The sequence below is a fragment of the Aquihabitans sp. G128 genome (assembly GCF_019048865.1).
GTDB lineage: Bacteria > Actinomycetota > Acidimicrobiia > Acidimicrobiales > Iamiaceae > Aquihabitans.
The window spans coordinates 3,671,726-3,694,143 of the sequence record NZ_CP077604.1; the positions used below are offsets into that span (position 1 = coordinate 3,671,726).

Consider the following 22,418-nt stretch of genomic DNA (forward strand, 5'->3'; position numbering starts at 1 on the left):
CCCGAGGGCTCAGCCGGCCGGCTCGGCGGCCTTCAGGTCCGGGTCGCCACCGGGGCCGGCCTCGACCACCGCGGTGATCTGGGCGGCCACGGCCGCCGGGTCGGCGGCGAAGGTCTCGGCGTTGAAGGACTTGTCGGCGGTGGGGTCGGCGCCGGAGATCTCGTCCCGGACGTAGATGACCACGGCCGCCAGCTCCTCGGGGTCGAGCGTGCCGGAGAAGGCGGGCATCACGCCGGGGAGGGTGCTGGTGTTCATGGCGCCGCCCGGACGGTCCTTGTCGCCGTAGGTGCCGTCGGCGCGGGCGCCGCCCTCGGCGCCGAACTCGATCCAGTGGGCCATGGCCAGCGGGTCCGAGAAGGTCTTGAGGACGTGGCCGTCGCTGAGCTGCTGGCCGGTGAGGCCCTCGGTGGCGCCGGCGCCGGTGGCGCCGTGGCAGCTGGCGCAGTTGGCGGTGTAGACGGCCTTGCCGATGACCAGCGGGTCGTTCTCGCCGGCCGGCGGCGGCTGCACGGCGTAGACGTAGATGAACGCCCAGAGCGGGAGCAGGGCCAGGATCGGCGCCGCCCAGAACGGCACCCGCTTCCGGTTCTTGGCGGCGGCCACCACCGGGATGTCCGGCTTGGCCGGGGTGGGCTCGTTGTCGAGGGTGGGGAGCGGCGCTTGCGCCTTCTCCTTCTTGGCCACCGCAGCCGATGGGGCGGCAGCGCCGGCGTCGGCGGCCGGAGCGTCGGCCGCAGGCGCGGCACCGGCGGCGTCGCCGCCGCCGGTCATGGCAGCGCGACGTTCGGCAGCACGCTTGAGCAGGTGCTCGGGGATCTCGGTCACGATCGTCCTCCGGCGGCGGTCGATGCGCACCCGGCAAGGGGCCGAGCGCGGAACGGCGTCACTCTAGGCGTGGGCCCCGCGAGGGGGCCAAGCGGCGGCGACGGGCTCCCGGGGGGGCGCGCCGCCGGCGGGGGCCGGCAGGGGCCGGGAGCCGTGCCGGATCGGCCGGCCAGGAGGCCGAGAACCACGGCGCCAGGAGGCCTCGTGAACGGGGTGAGAACCACCCCGGTGGGAATGTGTGGGTCCTGAGGTCGCGTGCTAGACCGTCATTCGGAGCCGGAACCGACACCTGCGTCGTGCCCGTCCACCCGTATTGTGATCGGATTCACGAGGAGGCAGTAGCGCCAATGATCACCGCTTCTCTCGGCGCCGAGCTGTGGCACGTCGTCTGCTCGATCGCCCTCGGCTTCGCCAACGTGGCCTTCACCGGCTCCCTGCTGCTCTCGTTCGCCATGATGGGCTCGATCCTCTGGTACGCGAAGCGCCGCCCGAAGGGCACCCCGGTCAGCTGGGGCGAGGCCATGGCCGCCGCCATGTACGTCACCTTCATCCTCTTCTTCTTCTTCGGCGTGGTCCCGGACCGCTGGCTCAACTACGCCCAGGGCTCGCTCTCCATGCGCTCCGACGCCATCCTCGCCGGCCCGGGCTCCACCGGGTGGTTCAAGGACATCCCCGTCGTCATCTCCAAGGGCACCATCGCCGACCTCGTGACCGTGCTGCTCTACGGCCTCGGCTTCAACCTCAGCGTGATCATGTGGGCCAAGTGGCAGAAGCGGGGCGACGCCGTGACCGAAGAGGTCGAGAAGTCCAACTACGGCCGGCCGCTGGTGAAGGCCTGACGCCATGACCAAGACCGATGCGAACCCGCCGATGCCGGAGTTCCTCACCGACTACGCGCTGGTCGAGGTGGACGCCGACTACCTCGCCAAGGCGGTCAAGCCGAAGCAGTTCATCCACATCGACCAGTCCGAGTGCATCATGTGCGAGGGCTGCGTCGACATCTGCCCGTGGAAGTGCATCCACATGGTGGACCCCGGCTCCATCGCCGAGGCCGACGGCACCGAGCGCCCGGGCATCGACCCCAGCGACAACGTCATCTTCCTGATCGACGACGACGTGTGCACCCGCTGCGCGCTCTGCGTCGATCGCTGCCCCACCGGCGTGATCATCCTCGGCAAGATCGGGGATCCCGCCGCCAACGGCGACGGCCACCAGCGCACCAACACCCACGGCTACGGCTACGGGATGCGCCTCGGATGAGCCCGCACCGCACCACCGCACGCACGACCCGCACCACCCTGGCTCCCCGCCGGATCGATCGGGAGAAGTAGTCACCGATGGCAAAGACCATGCAGAACAAGGGCTCCGACAAGCTCAAGGACCTGACCGACAGCGTCCAGGGCTCGCAGGCCTGGAACTCGATCTTCCGTCCCGGGTCGATCTTCCGGAAGGGCTACACCGACAGCCCCCGGAACCGGTCCTACGTCATCATGAACTCGGTGCTGTACCACCTGCACCCGGTGAAGGTGAAGCGCCACGCGGTGAAGGTGAGCTACACGCTCTGCCTCGGCGGCCTCTCGTTCTTCCTCTTCATCCTGCTGACGGTGACGGGCATCTTCCTGATGTTCTTCTACCGCCCCACCGCCGCCCAGGCCTGGAACGACATCTACACCCTGCAGACCTCGGTGACCTTCGGGCTCCTGGTGCGCAACATGCACCGGTGGTCCGCCCACCTGATGGTGCTGTCGGTGTTCCTGCACATGGCCCGCGTCTTCTACCACGGCGCCTACAAGCCGCCCCGTGAGTTCAACTGGGTCATCGGCATCGTGCTGCTGCTCCTGACCCTGCTGCTGTCCTTCACCGGCTACCTGCTGCCGTGGGACCAGCTGGCCCTCTGGGCCGTGACCGTGGGAACCAACATGATGGGCTACACGCCCGTCTTCGGGAACCAGGTGCGCTTCGTGCTGCTCGGCGGCTCGGAGATCGGCACCGATACGCTCCTCCGTTGGTACGTGCTGCACGTGCTGATGCTCCCCTTCGTCATCGTGATCTTCATGGCCATCCACTTCTGGCGTGTCCGCAAGGACGGCGGCATCAGTGGCCCCCTGTAGGACTGGAGCAACGGCATGACCGAGATCCCAGAGCACCTCCGCAAGCGGGCCGAAGAGGCCCGCGCCAAGGCGGCTGCCGCCAAGGCCGAGCCCGAGGCCCCTGCGGCCGACGCCGCGCCCAGCGAGGCCGAGAGCAAGATCCCCGCGCACCTGCTCGAACGGGCCAAGGCGGCCCGGTCGAAGGCCGCGGGCGCCGAGGCCGGCGCCGGCGAGTCCGTCACCGCCGCCCCCGCCGGGGGCACCGCGGTGGCCACCGCCGCCCCGCCCGTCGCCGCCGGCCCGGGCGGCCACACCCAGCGCCTGCTGACCGTGGTCAAGTCCGGCTCCATCCAGGACGTCAAGGCCGCGCCGCAGGACAAGGTCCACGTGTGGCCGCACCTGCTGTCCATCGAGTTCGTGGCCGCCCTGCTCTGCATCGGGTTCGTGCTGATCTTCTCGATCTTCGTGAACGCCCCGCTGCTCGAGCTGGCCGACATCAACAAGACGCCGAACCCCTCCAAGGCGCCCTGGTACTTCCTGGGCCTCCAGGAGATGCTCTCGATGTTCCACCCGATGGTCGCCGGCGTGCTGCTCCCCGGCATCGGGATGGGCGGGCTGATGCTCGCCCCCTACATCGACAAGAACCCCTCCAACAAGCCGGAGGACCGCAAGTTCGCCATCTCGCTGTTCACCATCTTCATGATGTCGTGCGCAGTGCTCACCATCATCGGCTCGTTCTTCCGAGGCCCCGGGCAGCTCTTCGTCTTCCCGTGGGCTGCGGGCCTGTTCTTCGAGCTGTAGGAAAGGAAGGCCGACATGATCATCGTCGTCATCGCCGTCCTGGTGCTGGTGCTCCTCGGGAGCCTCCTCATCGTCTCCACCTTGCGCAACCGCGAGGCCGAGCGAGCCGGTCACCTGTCTCGGGAGACCCGGAGCCGCGACAAGCGCTCCCGCAAGCCCGCCCCGCTCCTCGAGGGCACCACCGGGCGCGACGTCGAGCGCGCCGCCCAGCTGGCCCGCCGCGGCGGGGACCTGGTCCCCGTCACCGAGCCGGCCCCGCCGGTCGCCTACGTCCCGCCGGACCTCGAAGAGATCGGCGTCAACCGTCGCCAGTTCCTCAACCGGTCCATCATCGGTGGCTTCCTGCTGAGCATCGGCGGCTTCGGCGGCGCCCTGCTGGCCTACCTCTGGCCCTCGGCCTCGGGCGGCTTCGGCTCCAAGATCAGCGTGGGCAAGCTCACCGACATCCAGGCGGCCATCACCGCCGGCGGCGGCTTCGCCTACTACCCCGAGGGTCGCATGTGGGTCACCGCGTACCCTTCGGGCGCCCTGGAGAAGGCCCGCAAGGTCTACAGCGCCCCGGAGCTCGCCGGCATGGAGGCGGGCGTGGTCGCCCTCTACCAGAAGTGCGTGCACCTCGGCTGCCGCGTGCCGTCCTGCGCCACCTCCAAGTGGTTCGAGTGCGGCTGCCACGGCTCGCAGTACAACCAGGCCGGTGAGAAGAAGGGCGGCCCCGCGCCCCGTGGCCTGGACCGCTTCGCCATGGAGGTCGCCAACGGCTCCCTCACCGTGAACACGGGCCTGATCATCCAGGGCCCGCCGATCGGCACCAACACCACCGGCCAAGAGGCCGAGGGTCCCCACTGCGTCTCCGGTGGTCACCACTGATGCTCCTCGCTGCCTCCACCCAGACCTCGATCGGCCTCGTCCTCCTGGGCATCGCCTTCCTGGTCGCCATCGCCTACGCGTTCATCAACGTCCGCCAGGCCAAGCCCGAGATCGGCTCGGAGATCGAGCTGGCGGCCAACCGCAAGCCGTACCTCCCGGACTCCGAGCTCGAGGGCCGCAAGCTCGACCGCACCCTGTCCTTCGGCCTGCTCGGCCTCATCGTGGTCGGCGTCGGCCTGCCGCTCTACTGGCTCCAGGAGCCGGGCCGCCAGGCCAACGAGAAGGGCAACCTGCAGCGCAAGTTCGTCGACCGGGGCGCCGAGATGTTCGCCCCCACCGAGGACGGCGGCTTCAACTGCGCCTTCTGCCACGGCACCAAGGGCGTGGGCGGCGTGGCGCCGTACACGCTGACCGACGCCGAGGGCCGCTACCTGAAGTCGGTCGACTGGCGGGGCCCGGCGCTCAACACCGTGCTGCTGCGCTACACCCGTGACGAGGTCCGCTACGTGCTCGAGTACGGCCGCCCCTTCTCGCCGATGCCGGCATGGGGCGCCAAGGGCGGTGGCCCGCTCACCGAGCAGAAGCTCCAGAACCTGATCGACTACCTCGAGAGCATCCAGATCACGCCCAAGGAGTCGCAGAAGGCGGTCACCGAGGAGCTGGCCAAGGCCATGAAGGCCAAGGACCCCACCTGCGTCGACGCCCGCACCGAGGCGGCCAAGAAGGGCCTCACCGGTGAGGCGCTCACCAGCTTCGACCCCACCAAGGTCGACACCGACTCCTGCCCGAACCAGTGGAAGAGCGAGGGCGAAGCCCTGTTCAACCTCGGCTACACCAGCGGGTTCGGCGGCGGCGCCTACTCGTGCGGCCGCTGCCACACCCAGGGCTGGTCCTACGGCGAGAAGGAAGCCGACGGCGGCGGGGCCATGGGCCCGAACCTCCGCGGCATCACCGCCAACTTCCCCGGCGGCAGCGTCGGCTACGAGCAGCAGGTCGACTTCGTCTGCCTCGGCAGCTCGCAGGGCGCCCGCTACGGCAAGGCCTCCATGGGCACGGGCCGCATGCCCGGCTTCTGCGTGACGCCCGAGACCAAGCTCAACCCCGACAACCTCGAGGTCGGCGTGACGCCGGTCGACGCAGGCCTCCCCGAGAACGGCGCCATGTTCACCCAAGACCAGGTCCGCGCCATCGTCGAGTACGAACGGAGCCTCTCGCAATGACGCTGGACATCCTCAGCTCGATCACGTGGGACCCCGGCTTCAAGGGCCTCCTGGTCGTCGCGGTGGCGGTCGTGATCCTGTGCGGCTCCGTCGCCCTGATCATCGGCACCAACAGCGGTGCCCGCCTCGGCTTCCTGATCGCCTTCACCGGCCTCATGGGCTGGTTCGTGGTCATGGGCATCGTGTGGTCGATCTACGGCATCGGCTACAAGGGCCCGGCCCCCACCTGGAAGCTGGTCGACACCACCCAGGGCGAGCCCAGCGGCTCACGGATCGCGGTGGCCGACTCGCTGCCGCTGCCCGACGAGCTGCCCGACCCGGCCAAGGAGCGCACCCGCACGCCGGAGCTCATCAAGGAGTTCCCGCCGGAGGCCCCCAAGGCCCCGACGCTCGGGGACCTCATCAGCGTCGACCCGCCGCTGGCCAAGGAGATCAACGCCAAGGTCGGCCCGTGGAAGATGCTGGAGACCTCCAACAAGTACACCGGTGAGACCCAGTCGATCGTGGCCGAGGCCCTCGGCCCGGACGGGTCGAACCTGTTCGCCAACGGTGCCGCCGACTACGTGGTGCTCGACACCTACGTCACCGGCGGCAAGACGGGCCGCACGGAGAACTCGATCATCGGGCGCATCAAGTACAAGTTCACCTCGGCGGTGGAGTTCAACAACAAGAACCTCTATGCCGCGGTGCAGATCCAGCCGATCATCCCGCAGGTCACCAAGCCCGGCCAGGCCCCGCCGCTGCCCATCGCCGACCCGGACGCTCCCGTCTACACCGTGATCCTCGAAGCGCGACCGTGGCGCCCTGCGCCTGCCGTCGATCAGCTTCACGATCTTCAGCAGCATCATGTTCGGCATCTCCGCCACCATGCTCCACCGTCGCGACAAGCTGGTCCTCACCCAGCGCGCTGCGGTGGCCGGCGCAGGGGCCTGACCATGGGGCAGTACCTGCCGGTCCTCGTCATGTTGGCCCTCGGCGCCGGGTTCGCCGGCGTCAGCCTGGTGATGTCGAAGCTGGTCAGCCCCAAGCGCCCGTCCGCCGCCAAGTCGGCCCCCTACGAGTGCGGCATCGTGCCCCGCAACGAACCGCCGGAGCGCTTCCCGGTGCGCTTCTACCTCGTGGCCATGATCTTCATCGTCTTCGACATCGAGATCATCTTCCTGTACCCCTACGCGGTCATCTACCGGCAGCTCGGCGGCTTCGGCCTGGTCGAGATGCTGGTGTTCGCCATCGCCGTGTTCGCGTCGTTCATCTACCTCATCAGCAACGGGGCCCTCGACTGGGGCCCGGTGCAGGCGCTGCGCTCCCGGGCCAACCCGGCCGTGAGCCCGAACCGCACCACCGCCTCCACCATCCGCCGCGTCGGCGCCGACGGCCGGCCCGCCGATGCGCCCGAGGAGGTGGCGGCCTGATGCCGCTCGACTTCAGCAACGGCCTCGAGACCCTCGACCACAACTTCATGACCGCCAAGGTCGAGGACGTGGTCAAGTGGGCCCGCACCCGCTCCATGTGGCCGGCCACCTTCGGCCTGGCCTGCTGCGCCATCGAGATGATGGGCGCCGGCGGCTCGCACTACGACCTCGCCCGCTTCGGCATGGAGGTCTTCCGCGCCTCCCCGCGCCAGGCCGACCTCATGATCGTGGCCGGCCGGGTGTCGCAGAAGATGGCCCCGGTGCTGCGCCAGATCTACGACCAGATGATGGAGCCCAAGTGGGTCATCTCCATGGGCGTCTGCGCCAGCTCCGGCGGCATGTTCAACAACTACGCGATCGTGCAGGGCGTCGACCAGGTCGTCCCGGTCGACGTCTACGCCCCCGGCTGCCCGCCCGGCCCGGAGACGCTCATCCACGCCATCGGCACCCTCCACGAGAAGATCGCCGACGGCGACATCTTCCGCCGTCGTGAGGAGAACGGTGGCGCCGGTGCCGGCATCACCGTCAGCCAGCTCGACGGCCAGCGGGCCCCGCAGCCGGTCCTGCTCACCCCCGGACGGAACTAGCCGTGGCCGACGACGCACCCGCCACCGACGCCGAGGTGGCGCCTGACGTGGCGCCCGAGCCCGAGCTGCTGCACGGGGCCCCGGTCACCTACAGCCGCGGCCAGAAGGTGGCGCACCCCACCCGCGAGCAGCTGGTCGACCTCGTGCGCACCCTGCGCGACGACGACGGCTACGTCATGTGCCTCGACCTCGCCGGGGTCGACTACCTGGCGCACCGGCGCGCCGACCTGCCCGAGGGCGTCGAGCCGGAGCGGTTCGAGGTCGTCGTCACCTTGATCTCCCACGCCCAGCGCGAGCGCCTGCGCCTCCGGGTCCAGGTCCCCGAGAGCGACCCCGTCGTCCCCACGCTCTTCGAGGTCCACCCCGGCACCGACGCCATGGAGCGCGAGGTGTTCGACATGTTCGGCATCGCGTTCGACGGCCACCCCGACCTCACCCGCATCCTCATGCCCGAGGACTGGCACGGGCACCCGCTGCGCAAGGACTACGCAGTCGGGCGCATCCCGGTCCAGTTCAAAGACGCTCCCTCCCGCTGAGAGCGGAGGCTCCCCCATGACCATCGCAGAGAACCGCAACGTCGCCGGCACCCCCGGGCACCACGACGGCACCCACCTCACCTCCGAGGGCGCCCAGGAGATGGACCGCCGGTCCTTCGCGGGCGGCGTCGAGGTGCTGCGCGAGGTCGGCTCGGTGCTGCGCCTGTCCGAGGCCGAGGCCGGGGCCGACGCCCCGGACGACGCCGAGACCACCATCATCAACATGGGTCCCCAGCACCCGAGCACCCACGGCGTGCTGCGCCTCATGCTCGAGCTCGACGGCGAGACCGTGCTGCGGACCAAGCCGGTCATCGGCTACCTCCACACCGGCATGGAGAAGACCGGCGAGACGCTCACCTACCTGCAGGGCGGCACCAACGTCACGCGGATGGACTACGCCTCGCCCATCTTCAACGAGCTGGTGTTCAGCCTGGCGGCCGAGAAGCTGCTGGGCGTCGAGCTGCCGCCTCGGGCCGTGTGGATCCGCATGCTGCTCAGCGAGCTCAACCGCCTCACCTCGCACTTCCTCTTCCTGGCCACCAACGGCATGGACCTCGGGTCCTCGTCGATGATGATCTACGGCTGGCGCGAGCGCGAAGAGGGCCTGCGGATCCTCGAGATGATCACCGGCCTGCGGATGAACCACAACTTCATCCGCGTGGGCGGCACCGCCGCCGACCTGCCCGACGGCTGGCAGGAGCGCCTCGCCACCTACCTCGAGAGCATCCCGGCCCGGCTCGAGGAGTACGAGGTCCTCATGACCAACCAGCCGATCTGGCGGGAGCGGCTCCAGGGCGTCGGCACCATCTCCACCGAGGAGGCCCTGGCGCTGGGCGCCACCGGCCCCATCCTCCGCTCCACCGGCTACGGCTGGGACCTGCGCCGCGAGATGCCCTACCTCGCCTACGACGAGGTCGACTTCGACGTCGTGGTCGGCACCTACGGCGACTCCTTCGACCGCTATGCGATCCGGCTCAACGAGATCCGCGAGTCCATGAAGATCCTCTGGCAGTGCATCGAGCGCATGCCGGCGGGCGACTACCGGGTCCAGGACAAGAAGGTCACGCCCCCGCCGCGCGCCCGCATCGACGAGTCGATGGAAGCGCTGATCCACCACTTCAAGATCTTCACCGAGGGCTTCAAGGTCCCCGAGGGCGAGGTCTACGTCGGCATCGAGTCGCCCCGTGGCGAGCTCGGCTGCTACCTCGTCTCCGACGGCGGGCCCACCCCGTACCGCATGCACATCAGAGGCCCGAGCTTCGTGAACCTCCAGGTCCTGCCCCACCTCATGCACGGGGGGCTCATCGCCGACGCCGTGGCCATCATCTCCAGCGTCGACCCGATCATGGGCGAGGTGGACCGCTAGCCATGTCGCGCTTCTCCGACGCCAACCTCCCCACCGCGCTTCGAGATCCTCTCGCGGTACCCGCGGCCGAAGTCCGCCACCATCCCGCTCCTGCACCTCGCCCAGGAGCAGGACGGCTACGTGGCCGACGACGCCATGGAGCACATCGCCGAGCTCACCAACACCACCCCGGCCCAGGTGCTCGGCACCTGCTCGTTCTACGAGATGTTCAAGCGCGAGCCGGTCGGGAAGTACGTGGTGAACATCTGCACCAACATCTCCTGCCAGATCATGGGCGGCGAGGAGCTGCTGCACCACGCCGAGCACAGCCTCGGCATCAAGGGCGGCAGCACCACGGCCGACGGGCTCTTCACCATCGAGGACGTCGAGTGCATCGCAGCGTGCACCGAGGCCCCCTGCCTGCAGATCAACTACCGGTACTTCCACAAGATCAGCAACGACCAGTTCGACGAGGTCATCGCCGACCTCCGGGCCGGCAAGCGCACCGACGAGATCCCGCCCCACGGCACCCTCGCCCGCATCCGCCAGCACATCCCCGAGGACCGACGGGCCGGCAACGCCGATCCCGCCGCCACCCCGGAGCCGGTCTGGCTCTCCGCCCACGCCGAGCCCGCAGAAGGCGAGAAGGCCTGATGGTCGTCACCGACGCCCCGAAGATCATCACCAGCCGGTTCGACCTCGCCGACGGCCACACCCTCGATCGCTACGTCGCCACCGGCGGCTACCAGGGCCTCGACGCCGCGCTGGCCAAGGCCCCGTCGGCCGTGGTCGACGAGGTCAAGAGCGCCTCGCTGCTCGGCCGCGGCGGCGCCGGGTTCCCGGCCGGCGTCAAGTGGGGCTTCTGCCCGCCGGGGGTGTTCCCCCGCTACCTCGTGGTCAACGGCGACGAGTCCGAGCCGGGCACCTACAAGGACCGCCTCCTCATGGAGCGCGACCCGCACCAGCTCATCGAGGGCATCCTCATCGCCTGCTACGCGGTGGGCTGCTCGCAGGCGTTCCTGTACGTCCGAGGCGAGATGGCCCTGGCCCAGGAGCGCATCGCCCAGGCCCTGAACGACGCCTACGCCGCCGGCCACATCGGCAAGAACATCCACGGCACCGACTTCTCCGTCGACATCGTCCTGCACTGGGGCGCCGGCGCCTACATCGTGGGTGAGGAGACCGGGCTCATCGAGAGCCTCGAGGGCAACCGGGGCATGCCCCGCCTCAAGCCGCCGTTCTTCCCGGCCGCCAAGGGCCTCTACCTCCAGCCCACCATCGTCAACAACGTCGAGACGCTGGCCAACCTCCCCTGGATCATCTCCAACGGGGCGGCCGCCTTCGCGGCGCTCGGCGCCGAGAACTCCAAGGGCACCCGCATCTTCGCCGTCTCCGGCCACGTGAAGCGCCCCGGCGTCTACGAGGTCGAGTTCGGCGTCACCACCTTCCGCGACCTGCTCTACGCGCCGGTCTACGGCGGTGGCATCCGCGGCGACAAGGAGCTCAAGGCGTTCATCCCCGGCGGCGCCTCGGCACCGTGGCTCTACCCCGAGCACCTCGACGTGCCGCTCGAAGCGGGCGCCGTCGGCAAGCTCGGCACCATGCTCGGCTCCGGCGCCGTGGTGGTGTTCGACGAGGACACCGACATGGTCAAGGCCGCCCTGCGCCTGGTGCGGTTCTTCGCCCGGGAGTCCTGCGGCAAGTGCACCCCCTGCCGCGAGGGCACCAGCTGGCTCGAGAAGATCCTCGAAGCGCATCGTCGACGGCCACGGCCGCCCGGAGGACCTCAACCTCCTCCTCGACGTGTGCGACAACATCTCCGTCGGCATGAACTGGCCGCCGAAGCAGACCACCATCTGCCCCCTGGGCCAGTCGGCCACCTCGCCCATCGCCTCGGCCGTCATGCGGTTCAAGGACGAGTTCGAGGCCTACCTCGGCGGACCGGCCGAGATCACCGTCGAGGTCAAGGGGCCGGCCTTCGTCGGGCCCTACGTCCCGCCGGCGCCCGAGAAGGAAGAGGTCACGGTCGATGCCTGACGCCACCACCGAGACCGCCGTCGCCATCACGGTCAACGGCAAGGCCATCGAGGCCCGCCAGGGCGAGCTGGTCATCGACGCCGCCGAGCGCAACGGCGTCTACATCCCGCGGTTCTGCTACCACCACCGCATGGAGCCGGTCGGCATGTGCCGGATGTGCCTCGTGGAGGTCGACACCGGTCGCGGCCCGGCCCTCCAGCCCAGCTGCATGCTCACCGTCGCCCCCGACATGGTGGTCGAGACCGAGTCCCCGGTGGCCAAGAAGGCCCAGGACGGCATCCTCGAGTTCCTCCTGATCAACCACCCGCTCGACTGCCCGGTCTGCGACAAGGGCGGCGAGTGCCCCCTGCAGGACCACACGGTCTCCTTCGGCCCGGGCGAGAGCCGGTTCGTCGAGGAGAAGCGGCACTACGAGAAGCCGATCTCGATCTCGGAGAACGTCTACCTCGACCGCGAGCGCTGCATCCTCTGCGATCGCTGCACCCGCTTCGCCAAGGACGTCGCCGGCGACACGCTGATCCACTTCCAGGACCGCGGCAACGGCACCCAGGTCAACACCTTCCCGGACCACCCGTTCGCCTCGTACTTCTCGGGCAACACGGTGCAGATCTGCCCGGTCGGCGCCCTCACCGCCAAGCCCTACCGCTTCAAGGCCCGGCCGTGGGACCTCGACGTCGTCGAGTCCACCTGCCAGGGCTGCTCGGTCGGCTGCCGCATCGTCATCGACGGCTCCCGCAACGAGGTCCTCCGCTACGTCGGCGTCGACTCCGACCCCGTCAACTGGAGCTGGCTCTGCGACAAGGGCCGCTTCGGGTTCGAAGCCGTCGGCTCCGAGGACCGCCTCTCGGCCCCGCTGGTGCGCAACGAGGCCGGCGAGCTCGGCGAGGTCCGCTGGGCCGACGCCCTGGCCCAGGTGGCCAAGGCCGTCAAGGCCGGCCTCGACAAGCACGGCCCCACCGGCACCGCCATCATCGGCGGCGCCCGGCTCACCAACGAGTCCGCCTACGCCTGGGCCAAGCTGGCCAAGGCCGTGATCGGCACCGACAACGTCGACGCCCAGCTCGGCGACGGCCTCCCGGCCGACGTCGTGGCCTCGCTGCCCCGGGCCACCATCGACGAGGCCTGCACGGCCGGCGGCACGATCCTCGTGATCGGCTCCGACCCCAAGGACGAGCTGGCGGTGCTGTTCCTGCGCATCCGCGACGCCGTCACCCGCCACGGCGCGAAGGTCGTCGAGCTCGCCCCCCGCACCACCTCGCTCAGCGAGCTGGCGGCGCACTCGCTGCGCAGCACCCCGGGCGCGGTCAACGAGCTGGTCGACCAGCTCATCGCCGGCGAGGGCGACCACGCCGCGGTGCGCGAGCTGCTCGGGGCCGAGCACCTCACCGTCCTGCTGGGCCGGGGCTCGCTGGCCGAGGCGCCCGACGCCACGGTGGCCGCCGCCGCCGCCCTGCTCGCCGCCTTCCCGAACGTGCGCTTCCTCTCCGGGCTGCGCCGCGGCAACGTCCACGGCGCGCTGGACCTGGGCCTCACCCCCGGGCTCCTGCCCGGCCGCGTCACCCTCGCCGACGGCGCCGACTGGTTCACCGAGGCCTGGGGCTCGGTGCCCGCCGAGGTCGGCCTCGAGACCGGCGAGATCCTGGCCGCCGCCGCCGACGGCAAGATCGACACCCTGATCCTCCTGGGCGCCGACCCGCTGTCGGACTTCCCCGATCGCGAGCTGGCCAAGCGGGGCCTCGAGGGCGCCCGCACCGTGGTCGCCGTCGACACGTTCCTGAACCGCTCCTCGGCCACCGCCGATGTCGTCCTGCCCGCCGCCGGGCCCGCCGAGGTCGACGGCACCACCACCAACCTGGAGGGCCGGGTCAGCTCGGTCCGCCAGAAGGTCACGCCTCCCGGCACGGCTCGCCCCGACTGGATGATCGCCGCCGAGCTGGCCTTCCGCCTCGGCGCCGACCTCGGGTTCACCGACGCCGTCGAGGTGTGGGCCGAGATCGAGCGGGTCTCGCCCGCCCACGCCGGCATCACCGTCGAGGCCCTCGACGCCGAGCCCGACGGCCTGCTGGTCGGTCGCTCCACGCCCGAGCCCGCCGACGACGGTGGCGTGACCGCCGCCGAGTCCGACAACGCCGCCGAGCCCGAGGCGTCCGAGCACGCCGCCGCGGCCGACGCAGCCGACACCGACGAAGCGGTCCAGGCCCACGAGGCGGCCGCGGCCGGCGCCGAGGCCGCCACGGCCGACGGCACCGACGCCGACGCCGACGGCGAGGGTGAGGGCGCGGCGCCCGAGCCAGAAGAGCCCGCAACGCCGGGCCGGCCCGCCACCGTGGCCTTCGAGGCCCCGAGCTACGCGGCGCCCGCCGTCGACGCCTACTCCCTGCGGCTGGTCACGGCCCGCCGCCTCTACGACCACGGCACCCTCGTCTCCAAGGCGCCCTCGCTGGCCGGCCTCGCCGTGCCCGGCGTCCTGGTGGCCAACCCCGCCGACCTCGAGCGCCTCGGCGTGGCGGCCGGCGACAGCGTCAAGGTGTCCTCGCCCCGCGGCAGCCTCACCACCCCGGTCGAGCCTGACGCCACCGTGCCCGCCGGCACCGTCGTGCTGTCCTGGGCGCAGGGCGACCCGTCGCCCACCGTGCTCATCGACGCCGGTGCGGCCGTCACCGAGGTCCGGGTGGAGACGAACCGATGATCCTCGGCTTCGACCCCCTCCTCGGCGGCCACGTCGGCCTCGTGGTGGTCCTCATCGTCCTGGTGAAGGCCGCCCTCACCCTCGGCATCTGCCTGATCGCCACCATGCTGATGATCTGGTTCGAGCGGAAGATCATCTCGGACCTGCAGAACCGCATCGGCCCGAACCGGGCCGGTCCCTGGGGCATCCTCCAGACCCTGGCCGACGGCCTGAAGGTGATCCTCAAAGAGGACCTCATCCCCGACAAGTCCGACCGCCTGGTCTTCCGTCTGGCCCCGGTGCTCACCATGGTCCCGGCCTTCATCACCTTCGGCCTGATCCCGCTCGGCGGCGACTTCAGCGACGGCAAGGGCGGGGCCGTCCACATGTTCGGCCACGACACCTTCCTGCAGCTGGCCAACCCCGACGCCGGCGTGCTGGTGATCCTGGCCATGTCCTCCATCGCCGTCTACGGCGTCATGCTCGCCGGCTGGTCCTCGGGCTCGAAGTACCCGCTGCTCGGCTCGGTCCGCGCCAGCGCCCAGATGGTCTCCTACGAAGCAGCGCTCGGCCTGTCGGTGCTCGCCGTCGTCCTGGTGAGCGGCAACGGCGGCTCCGGCCTCGGCACCCTCACCACCAACGGCATCGTCAACGCCCAGGCCCCGTGGGGCTGGAACCTGTGGGTCACCGGCCTCATCCCGTTCGTGATCTTCTCCATGGCCGCCACCGCCGAGCTCAACCGCCCGCCGTTCGACCTCGTCGAGGCCGAGCAGGAGCTGGTCGGCTCGTTCCAGACGGAGTACTCCGGCTTCCGGTTCGCCATCTTCTACCTGGCCGAGTTCCTCAACGCCGTCACCATGGGCGCCATCATCGTGACCCTGTTCCTGGGCGGGCCCGCCGGCCCCCGGATCATCGGCCCCGGCTGGCTGTGGGGCTTCGTCTGGTTCTTCCTCAAGCTGATCGTGATCCTCTACGCCTTCGTGTGGACCCGGGCCTCGGTGCCCCGCGTGCGCTACGACCAGCTCATGGACCTCGGCTGGAAGGTGCTCATCCCGCTCTCGCTGGGCTGGATGCTGCTCCTGGTGGCCATCCGGGTCGGCTCCGACGCCGGCTGGAACCCGTTCCTCACCGTCGCCATCGGCGCCGCCACCATGGCAGCCGGCTACGGCACGTTGAACCTCGCGCAGCGTGCGTCGAGGCGGAACCGCGAGCTCGAAGGAGCGATCGACTGATGGGCTACCTCGGAGGGTTCCTCGTCACGTTCCGGCAGCGGGGCAAGAAGCAGCGCAACACCCGCGAGTACGCCAAGGGCGAGGGCGGCAAGCGCGACAAGCCGGAGCGGCTGCACGGCCGCCACGTCCTCAACCGCTACGAGGACGGCATGGAGAAGTGCATCGGCTGCGAGCTCTGCGCCGGCGTCTGCCCCGCCAAGTGCATCTACGTCCGCGGCCAGGACAACGACCCGGCCGACCCCGTGTCGCCGGGCGAGCGGTTCGGGTTCGTCTACGAGATCAACTACCTGCGCTGCATCCACTGCGACCTGTGCGTGGAGGCCTGCCCCACCGAGGCCATCACCGAGAGCAAGCTCTTCGAGTTCTCCTTCACCAACCGCCAGGACGCCATCTACACCAAGGCCGAGCTGGTGGTCACCGACGACGGCATGCCCCAGCAGCTCCCCTGGGAGGACTGGACCGACCTCGCAACGGTCGCCCACCAGTCCTCGGCCTGGGTCCGCGCCACCGCCCCCGGCGGCGCCGCGGCCTACGAGGGCAAGGTCGGTTGGAGCGGCGAGCTCGGCTTCGGCGTGAAGCCCCCGGAGGCCGGCCAGTCCGGCGGCGCCTCCGTCGGCACGCTGCCCTACCTCCCGTCGGCCGAGCACGCCGGGCCCGACGCCCACGCCACCGTGCACGAGGTCGATCCCGAGGCCGTCCACGAGCACGGGGAGGGCCACTGATGGAGTGGTTCGTCTTCGTGGCCGGCGCCATCATCTGCCTCGCCGGCGCCATCGGCGTGGTCACCTCGGAGAACCCGGTCCACTCGGCGCTCAGCCTGGTGGGCACCCTCTTCGGCATCGCCGTGCTGTTCATCGCCCAGGACGCCGAGTTCCTGGCGGCGGTGCAGATCATCGTCTACGCCGGCGCCATCGTGGTCCTGTTCCTGTTCGTGATCATGCTGCTCGGCGTCGACAGCTCCGAGGACATCCGGGTCGAGCCGCTCAGCGGCCAGCGCACCTGGGCCGGCGTGGCCGGCGTGCTCCTCGCCGGCGGCCTGGTGTGCGTGGTCTGGTTCGGCCAGACCACCGGCGCCCGGTCGACCGCTGCTCGCAACGACCCGAACCTGCCGAACGTCACCCAGATCGGCCGCCTGATCTTCACCGACTACCTGTGGGCCTTCGAGATCACCTCGGTCCTGCTGGTCATCGCCGTGGTGGGCGCCGTCACCCTGGCCCGCCACCGCCACGAAGCCCTCGTCGACGAGCCCCCGGCCGACGAGATCCCCGCTCCCGCAGAGGAGGTGGCGTCGTGATCCTCGCCGCTGCTCCCGGCCCCGAGTGGTACCTCACCCTCTCGGCCCTCCTGTTCGCCATCGGCACCGTCGGCGTGCTGATCCGCCGCAACCCGCTGGTGATGTTCATGTGCGTCGAGCTGATGCTCAACGCGGTGAACCTCACCTTCGTCACCCTGGCCCGCCAGCTCGACGACCTCGGCGGCCAGGTCGCGGTGTTCTTCGTCCTGGTGGTCGCGGCAGCCGAGGTCGTGGTCGGCCTCGGGATCATCGTGTCCATCTTCCGCCGTCGCCAAGGCGCCACCGCCGACGACCTGTCGCTGCTGAAGGGCTGAGCGGAACCCATGCACGACCTGCTCTTCCTCATCCCTGCCCTGCCCCTGGCCGGGTTCCTCTTCCTCGTCTTCTTCGGCAAGCGCCTCGGCGAGCCGCTGGCCGGCTGGCTGGCCACCGGTGCCGTCGGCTCGGCGTTCCTGGCCACCGTCGCGGTGTTCGTCGACCTGGTGGGCAAGAGCTCGCACGAGCGGGCCCTGACCCAGACGCTGTTCACCTGGCTGCCGGTGGGCGGGCTCAAGGTCGACGTCGGCTTCCTGGCCGACCCGCTCTCGGTGACCATGCTGCTGTTCGTCACCGGGATCGCCACGCTGATCCACCTGTACGCCATCGGCTACATGCACGGCGACCCGCGGTTCAGCAAGTTCTTCGTCTACCTGAACCTGTTCGTCTTCTCGATGATCATGCTGGTGCTGGGCGACAACCTGCTGCTCACCTTCCTCGGGTGGGAGGGCGTCGGCGCCTGCTCGTACTTCCTCATCTCCTTCTGGCACGAGGTCGACGCCAACGCCTCCGCCGGCAAGAAGGCCTTCGTCACCAACCGCATCGGTGACTTCGGCTTCATGGTGGCGATCTTCTTCACCTTCCAGTCGCTCGGCACGCTCAACTACCACGGCATCGTGGCCGCCTCGCCCACCCTGGCCACCACCACCGCCACGGCCATCGCCGCCATGCTCTTCCTGGGGGCGGCGGGCAAGTCGGCCCAGCTGCCGCTCTACGTCTGGCTGCCCGACGCCATGGCCGGCCCCACCCCGGTCTCGGCGCTCATCCACGCCGCCACCATGGTCACCGCCGGCGTCTACCTGCTCACCCGCATGAACCCGATCCTGGCCCTCTCGGCCAGCTGGGTGCCGTGGCTGATCGCCATCGTGGGCGCCGCCACCGCCCTGTTCGCCGCCACCATCGCGGTGGCCCAGAACGACATCAAGAAGGTGCTGGCGTACTCCACGGTCAGCCAGCTCGGCTACATGTTCCTGGCCGTCGGCTCCGGCGCCTACGTGGCCGCCATCTTCCACATGGTCACCCACGCCTTCTTCAAGGCCCTGATGTTCCTGGGCTCGGGCTCGGTCATCCACGGCATGGAGGACGAGCAGGACATGCGCCGCATGGGCGGGCTGTTCAAGGTCATGAAGGTCACGTCGGTGACCTTCATCATCGGCTTCCTCGCCATCGCCGGGATCATCCCGTTCGCCGGCTTCTGGTCCAAGGACGAGATCCTGCTCTCGGCGTTCGGCAAGAGCCCCGTGCTCTGGGTGGCCGGCCTGGTGACCGCCATCCTCACCGCCTTCTACATGGGCCGCCAGGTCTTCATGGTCTTCTTCGGCGAGCCCAAGTGGGACCGCCCGCTCGAAGAGGCGGTGCCCGACCTGCACGCCGAGCGCGCCGAGTCGGGCGTCCACCCCGGCCACGGGGTCGGCCCCAACGAGGCCATCCACCCCCACGAGTCCGGCTGGAAGATGACCCTCCCGCTGGTGGTCCTCGCCGGCTTCGCCACCGTCGCCGGCGGGCTCAACCTGCCGCTGTTCGACCGCACCAAGTTCCTGGAGCACTGGCTGGAGCCGGTGGTGGAGCTCGGTGAGCGCCACGTCCACCAGTCCACCGCCACCACGGTCACGCTGGCCATGGTCGCCCTCGCCGGCGCGATCGCCGGGATCCTCGGTGCCGCCGCCATCTACCTCGGCAAGAAGCGCGAGCTGGCCAAGAAGGTCGAGCAGCCCGTCCTCGCCCGGGGCTGGCTCTACGACAGCACCATCACCGCCTTCATGGGCGGGCCGGGCCGCAAGGCCTTCGACGCGGTCGCCTGGTTCGACCGCACCGTCATCGACGGCGCCGTCAACGGCGTCGCCACGGGCATCGGGTCCGGTTCGGGCCAGGCCCGCCGGACCCAGTCCGGCTACGTCCGCAACTACGCCCTCGGCCTCGCCATCGGCGCGGTCGTGATCGCCGGGCTCCTCATCTCGAAGGCGGTCTACTGATGGGAGCCCTCGTGCTCGCAGCCGAAGCGGCCCACGGCGCTCCGGACTTCCCGATCCTCACCGCGGTGGTGCTCACCCCGGTGGTGGGCTCGATCCTGGTGGCGCTCATCTCCAAGCGCCGGCCCGAGATCGCCAAGCAGGCGGCGGTGCTCTTCGCCCTGGCCACCGCCGGGCTCTCCATCGGCATCCTGGCCCTCTTCAAGACCCACGACGCCGGGTTCCAGCTGGTGGACCACCACGGCTGGATCGCCGATCCCACCATCTCGTGGACGCTCGGCGTCGACGGCATCAGCCTCTGGCTGGTGGTGCTCACCGGGATCCTGTTCCCGATCGCCATGCTCGGCGCCCCGCCGCACCACGACGACAAGCCCTTCTACGCCTGGCTGCTCCTGCTGGAGGCCGGCTGCCTGGGCGCCTTCCTGTCGCTCGACACCTTCCTCTTCTTCCTCTTCTTCGAGATCGTCCTGGTCCCGATGTACTTCCTCATCAGCGGCTGGGGCTACGACCTCCGCAAGTACGCGGCCACCAAGTTCTTCCTCTACACGATGTTCGGCTCGGCCTTCATGCTGGTGGGCACCATCGCCACCGCCTACCTCCACGCCAAGGGCGGGCCGGTCACCTTCGACCTGCGCACCCTGGCCGAGGGCCAGGACATCATCTCCAAGACCACCGGCCGCTGGCTGTTCCTCTCCTTCGCCATCGCCTTCGCCGTGAAGGTCCCGCTGTTCCCGTTCCACACCTGGCTGCCCGACGCCCACACCCAGGCGCCCACCGCCGGCTCGGTCATCCTGGCCGGGGTCATGCTGAAGCTCGGCACCTACGGCTTCCTGCGCTTCGGGCTCTACCTCTTCCCGGAGGCCGCCGTCTGGGCCGCTCCCGGCATGGTCACCCTCGGCGTCATCGGCATCGTCTACGGCGCCGTCTGCGCCACCATGCAGAAGGACCTCAAGCGGATCATCGCCTACTCCTCGGTGGCCCACCTCGGGTTCATCGCGCTGGGCACCTTCTCGCTGACCACCCAGGGCCTGCAGGGCGGCGTGTTCCAGATGGTGGCCCACGGCATCACCACCGGCGCCCTGTTCATGCTCTGCGGCTTCATCTACGAGCGCCGCCACACCTACAAGCTCGAGCACCTCAACGGCCTGCAGAAGCCGGCGCCCATCCTGGCCGCGGTGTTCACCGTGGTCATGCTGGCGTCCATCGGCCTGCCCGGGCTGAACGGCTTCGTCGGCGAGTTCGTGATCCTCCAGGGCTCGTTCCTCACCCGCCGCTGGTGGACCGTCGTGGCCGTCACCGGCGTGATCCTGGCCGCCCTCTACCTGCTGTGGGCCTACCAGCGGGTCTTCCACGGCACGCCGGACGACGACAACGCCAAGGTCGGGGACCTCAAGCTCGGCGAGGGCCTGGCCATCGCCCCGCTGGTGGCGATCATCGTCATCATGGGCGTGTACCCGAAGCCGATCTTCGACCGCATCCAGCCCGCCGTCGACCGCCTCGTGCGCCACGTCGAGGACAACTCCGACTACCGCCAGCCCAAGGTCGCCGACGAGGGCGAGAAGGTCGTGCCCGAGGACGAGCGCCGCCACGAGGGCGAGCCCTCCGAGGGCCACGACGCCGAGGGCGCCCACGCCGGCGCCGACCAGGAGGGTGGCAACTGATGCTGTTCGCTGCTGCCCCCGAGAAGCTCCAGACGCCCGGCGTCGAGTTCTCCGCCCTGCTCCCGGTCCTCATCCTGCTCGGCGGCGCCGTGCTGCTGATGGTGCTGGGCGCCCTGCTGCCCCGGAGGTCGCGCTTCCCCTGGCACGCCTGCTTCGCCATGGCCACCGCCGGCGCGCCGATCATCTCCGCCATCCCGCTGTGGTTCCGCACCCGCGACGACGGCCCGCTGCGCGTCGTGGCCGACGCCGTCCGGGTCGACGGGCTGACCGTCTTCCTCGGCATCGTCATCGCCAGCGGCGTGATCCTCACCTGCCTGCTGGCCGACGGCTACCTCCGCCGCGAGCGCCTCGAGGGCCCCGAGGCCTACGTCCTGTTGCTGCTCTCGGCCGCCGGCGGCGTGATCATGGCCGGCGCCAACGACCTCATGGTCATCTTCCTCGGCCTCGAGATCCTGTCGATCGCCGTCTACGTGCTGGCCGGCATCCACGTCCGTCGGGCCCGCTCCGGCGAGGCGGCGCTCAAGTACTTCGTGCTCGGCGCCTTCTCCTCGGCATTCCTGCTCTACGGCATCGCCCTGGTCTACGGCGCCACCGGCACAACCAACCTCACCGGCATCCGCTCGTACCTCGCCACCAACATCCTCACCAACGACATCACCCTGCTGGCCGGCTTCGCCCTGCTGCTGGTGGGCCTCGGCTTCAAGGTGGCCGCCGCCCCCTTCCACGCCTGGACCCCCGACGTCTACGACGGGTCGCCCAGCCCGGTGGTGGCCTACATGGCCTCCGGCGTGAAGACGGCCGGCTTCGCCGCCATCCTGCGGGTGTTCGTCTACGGCTTCAGCAGCTACCAGACCGACTGGAAGCCCATCGTCTACGTGGTCGCGGTCATCACGCTCCTGGTGGGCTCGGTGCTCGCCGTCAGCCAGACCAACGTGAAGCGCATGCTGGCGTACTCGTCCATCAGCCACGCCGGCTTCATCCTCGTGGGCGTGCAGGCCGCCACCGAGCGCGGCACCCGCGCCGTGCTCTTCTACCTGGCCACCTACACCTTCACCGTCGCCGGCAGCTTCGGCGTCGCCACCATCGTCGGTCGCACCGGCGACAACGCCCACGCCCTCAGCGACTACAAGGGCCTGGCCAAGCGCGCCCCGCTGCTGGCCTTCGCCTTCCTGGTGTTCCTCCTGGCCCAGGCCGGCGTGCCGTTCACCTCCGGCTTCCTCGCCAAGTTCTACGTCCTGGGCGCGGCGGTCGACTCCCGCTCGTTCTGGCTGGCCCTGGTGGCCATGCTGTCGTCGGTCATCTCGGCCTTCGTCTACCTGCGGGTCGTCCTGACCATGTACGGCGAGGACGCCGAGGACGGCGCGCCCACCTTCACCGTCCCGGCCGGCGCCCGCATCGCCCTGGTGGCCTCGGTGGTCGCCACCATCGGCCTCGGGATCATCCCCGGCCCGCTCTGGGACGCCACCAAGACCGCGGTGCGCGGCGACGGCGTGGTGGCCACCACGGTCGACACGCCGACGCAGGCCTCCTCGGGCGGCTGACCCTGCGCCGGCCGCTC

Annotated in this window: 20 protein-coding genes and 2 pseudogenes; 21 read left to right on the top strand and 1 reads right to left on the bottom strand. The window is 70.1% G+C overall.

Features of this window, described 5'->3' with window-relative positions:
• Positions 1-9: 9 nt before the first annotated feature.
• Entirely contained in the window at positions 10-825 is an 816-nt protein-coding gene (locus KSP35_RS17640) for a cytochrome c (protein WP_216997110.1), read from the bottom strand.
• Positions 826-1,172: 347 nt separating this feature from the next.
• On the opposite strand from KSP35_RS17640, the gene KSP35_RS17645 reads away from it, so the two are divergent.
• The 21 genes and pseudogenes from KSP35_RS17645 to KSP35_RS17740 all read left to right on the top strand — a co-directional run bounded on the left by KSP35_RS17645 (position 1,173) and on the right by KSP35_RS17740 (position 22,401).
• A complete protein-coding gene (locus tag KSP35_RS17645; protein ID WP_216997111.1) occupies positions 1,173-1,664 on the top strand; it encodes a hypothetical protein in 492 nt (163 codons plus the stop codon).
• A gap of 4 nt (positions 1,665-1,668) precedes the next feature.
• Positions 1,669-2,085 (top strand): ATP-binding protein, encoded by a 417-nt coding sequence (locus KSP35_RS17650; protein ID WP_216997112.1) that lies wholly within the window; start codon positions 1,669-1,671, stop codon positions 2,083-2,085.
• Positions 2,086-2,162: 77 nt separating this feature from the next.
• Complete coding sequence (gene extP, locus KSP35_RS17655) at positions 2,163-2,936, top strand: selenite/tellurite reduction operon b-type cytochrome ExtP (protein ID WP_216997113.1); 774 nt, start codon at positions 2,163-2,165, stop codon at positions 2,934-2,936.
• A gap of 15 nt (positions 2,937-2,951) precedes the next feature.
• Positions 2,952-3,716 (top strand): menaquinol-cytochrome c reductase cytochrome b subunit, encoded by a 765-nt coding sequence (locus KSP35_RS17660; protein ID WP_216997114.1) that lies wholly within the window; start codon positions 2,952-2,954, stop codon positions 3,714-3,716.
• A gap of 15 nt (positions 3,717-3,731) precedes the next feature.
• A complete protein-coding gene (locus KSP35_RS17665; protein ID WP_216997115.1) occupies positions 3,732-4,583 on the top strand; it encodes a ubiquinol-cytochrome c reductase iron-sulfur subunit in 852 nt (283 codons plus the stop codon).
• Positions 4,583-5,803, top strand: a complete 1,221-nt coding sequence (locus tag KSP35_RS17670; protein ID WP_216997116.1) for a c-type cytochrome — start codon at positions 4,583-4,585, stop codon at positions 5,801-5,803. The genes KSP35_RS17665 and KSP35_RS17670 overlap by 1 nt, the downstream gene beginning before the upstream one ends.
• A gap of 935 nt (positions 5,804-6,738) precedes the next feature.
• A pseudogene (locus KSP35_RS26110) lies at positions 6,739-7,086 on the top strand (NADH-quinone oxidoreductase subunit A); the annotation flags it as partial.
• Positions 7,087-7,214: 128 nt separating this feature from the next.
• Positions 7,215-7,802, top strand: coding sequence for an NADH-quinone oxidoreductase subunit B (locus tag KSP35_RS17680; protein WP_216997117.1), 588 nt, complete (start codon positions 7,215-7,217; stop codon positions 7,800-7,802).
• A gap of 2 nt (positions 7,803-7,804) precedes the next feature.
• A complete protein-coding gene (locus KSP35_RS17685) occupies positions 7,805-8,338 on the top strand; it encodes an NADH-quinone oxidoreductase subunit C (RefSeq protein ID WP_254126831.1) in 534 nt (177 codons plus the stop codon).
• 16 nt (positions 8,339-8,354) lie between these two features.
• Positions 8,355-9,704, top strand: coding sequence for an NADH-quinone oxidoreductase subunit D (locus tag KSP35_RS17690; RefSeq protein WP_254126832.1), 1,350 nt, complete (start codon positions 8,355-8,357; stop codon positions 9,702-9,704).
• A 90-nt stretch (positions 9,705-9,794) separates the two neighbouring features.
• Positions 9,795-10,337: an NAD(P)H-dependent oxidoreductase subunit E gene (locus tag KSP35_RS17695; protein ID WP_254127244.1), complete on the top strand. Its 543-nt coding sequence runs from the start codon at positions 9,795-9,797 to the stop codon at positions 10,335-10,337.
• Positions 10,337-11,386: pseudogene (locus tag KSP35_RS17700) on the top strand (NADH-quinone oxidoreductase subunit F); the annotation flags it as partial. The gene KSP35_RS17695 and the pseudogene KSP35_RS17700, both read left to right, overlap by 1 nt.
• A 100-nt stretch (positions 11,387-11,486) precedes the next feature.
• The gene (locus KSP35_RS24700) at positions 11,487-11,720 is read left to right on the top strand and encodes an NADH-ubiquinone oxidoreductase-F iron-sulfur binding region domain-containing protein (protein WP_254127246.1); all 234 of its coding nucleotides are present in this window, start codon (positions 11,487-11,489) and stop codon (positions 11,718-11,720) included.
• Positions 11,713-14,409, top strand: a complete 2,697-nt coding sequence (gene nuoG / locus KSP35_RS17705; RefSeq protein ID WP_216997118.1) for an NADH-quinone oxidoreductase subunit NuoG — start codon at positions 11,713-11,715, stop codon at positions 14,407-14,409. Before KSP35_RS24700 ends, nuoG begins: the two co-directional genes overlap by 8 nt.
• A complete protein-coding gene (locus tag KSP35_RS17710) occupies positions 14,406-15,620 on the top strand; it encodes a complex I subunit 1 family protein (protein WP_216997119.1) in 1,215 nt (404 codons plus the stop codon). Before nuoG ends, KSP35_RS17710 begins: the two co-directional genes overlap by 4 nt.
• Positions 15,620-16,342: an NADH-quinone oxidoreductase subunit I gene (locus tag KSP35_RS17715; RefSeq protein WP_216997120.1), complete on the top strand. Its 723-nt coding sequence runs from the start codon at positions 15,620-15,622 to the stop codon at positions 16,340-16,342. Before KSP35_RS17710 ends, KSP35_RS17715 begins: the two co-directional genes overlap by 1 nt.
• Positions 16,342-16,914 carry an NADH-quinone oxidoreductase subunit J gene (locus KSP35_RS17720; protein WP_216997121.1) on the top strand — a complete coding sequence of 191 codons (573 nt, stop codon included), beginning with the start codon at positions 16,342-16,344 and terminating at the stop codon, positions 16,912-16,914. The genes KSP35_RS17715 and KSP35_RS17720 overlap by 1 nt, the downstream gene beginning before the upstream one ends.
• Positions 16,911-17,228, top strand: coding sequence for an NADH-quinone oxidoreductase subunit NuoK (gene nuoK / locus KSP35_RS17725; protein ID WP_254126833.1), 318 nt, complete (start codon positions 16,911-16,913; stop codon positions 17,226-17,228). The genes KSP35_RS17720 and nuoK overlap by 4 nt, the downstream gene beginning before the upstream one ends.
• A gap of 9 nt (positions 17,229-17,237) precedes the next feature.
• Entirely contained in the window at positions 17,238-19,202 is a 1,965-nt protein-coding gene (nuoL, locus tag KSP35_RS17730; protein ID WP_216997122.1) for an NADH-quinone oxidoreductase subunit L, read from the top strand.
• Complete coding sequence (locus KSP35_RS17735) at positions 19,202-20,860, top strand: NuoM family protein (RefSeq protein WP_254126834.1); 1,659 nt, start codon at positions 19,202-19,204, stop codon at positions 20,858-20,860. Before nuoL ends, KSP35_RS17735 begins: the two co-directional genes overlap by 1 nt.
• Positions 20,860-22,401, top strand: a complete 1,542-nt coding sequence (locus KSP35_RS17740; RefSeq protein ID WP_216997123.1) for an NADH-quinone oxidoreductase subunit N — start codon at positions 20,860-20,862, stop codon at positions 22,399-22,401. The genes KSP35_RS17735 and KSP35_RS17740 overlap by 1 nt, the downstream gene beginning before the upstream one ends.
• The last annotated feature ends 17 nt before the right edge of the window (positions 22,402-22,418 follow it).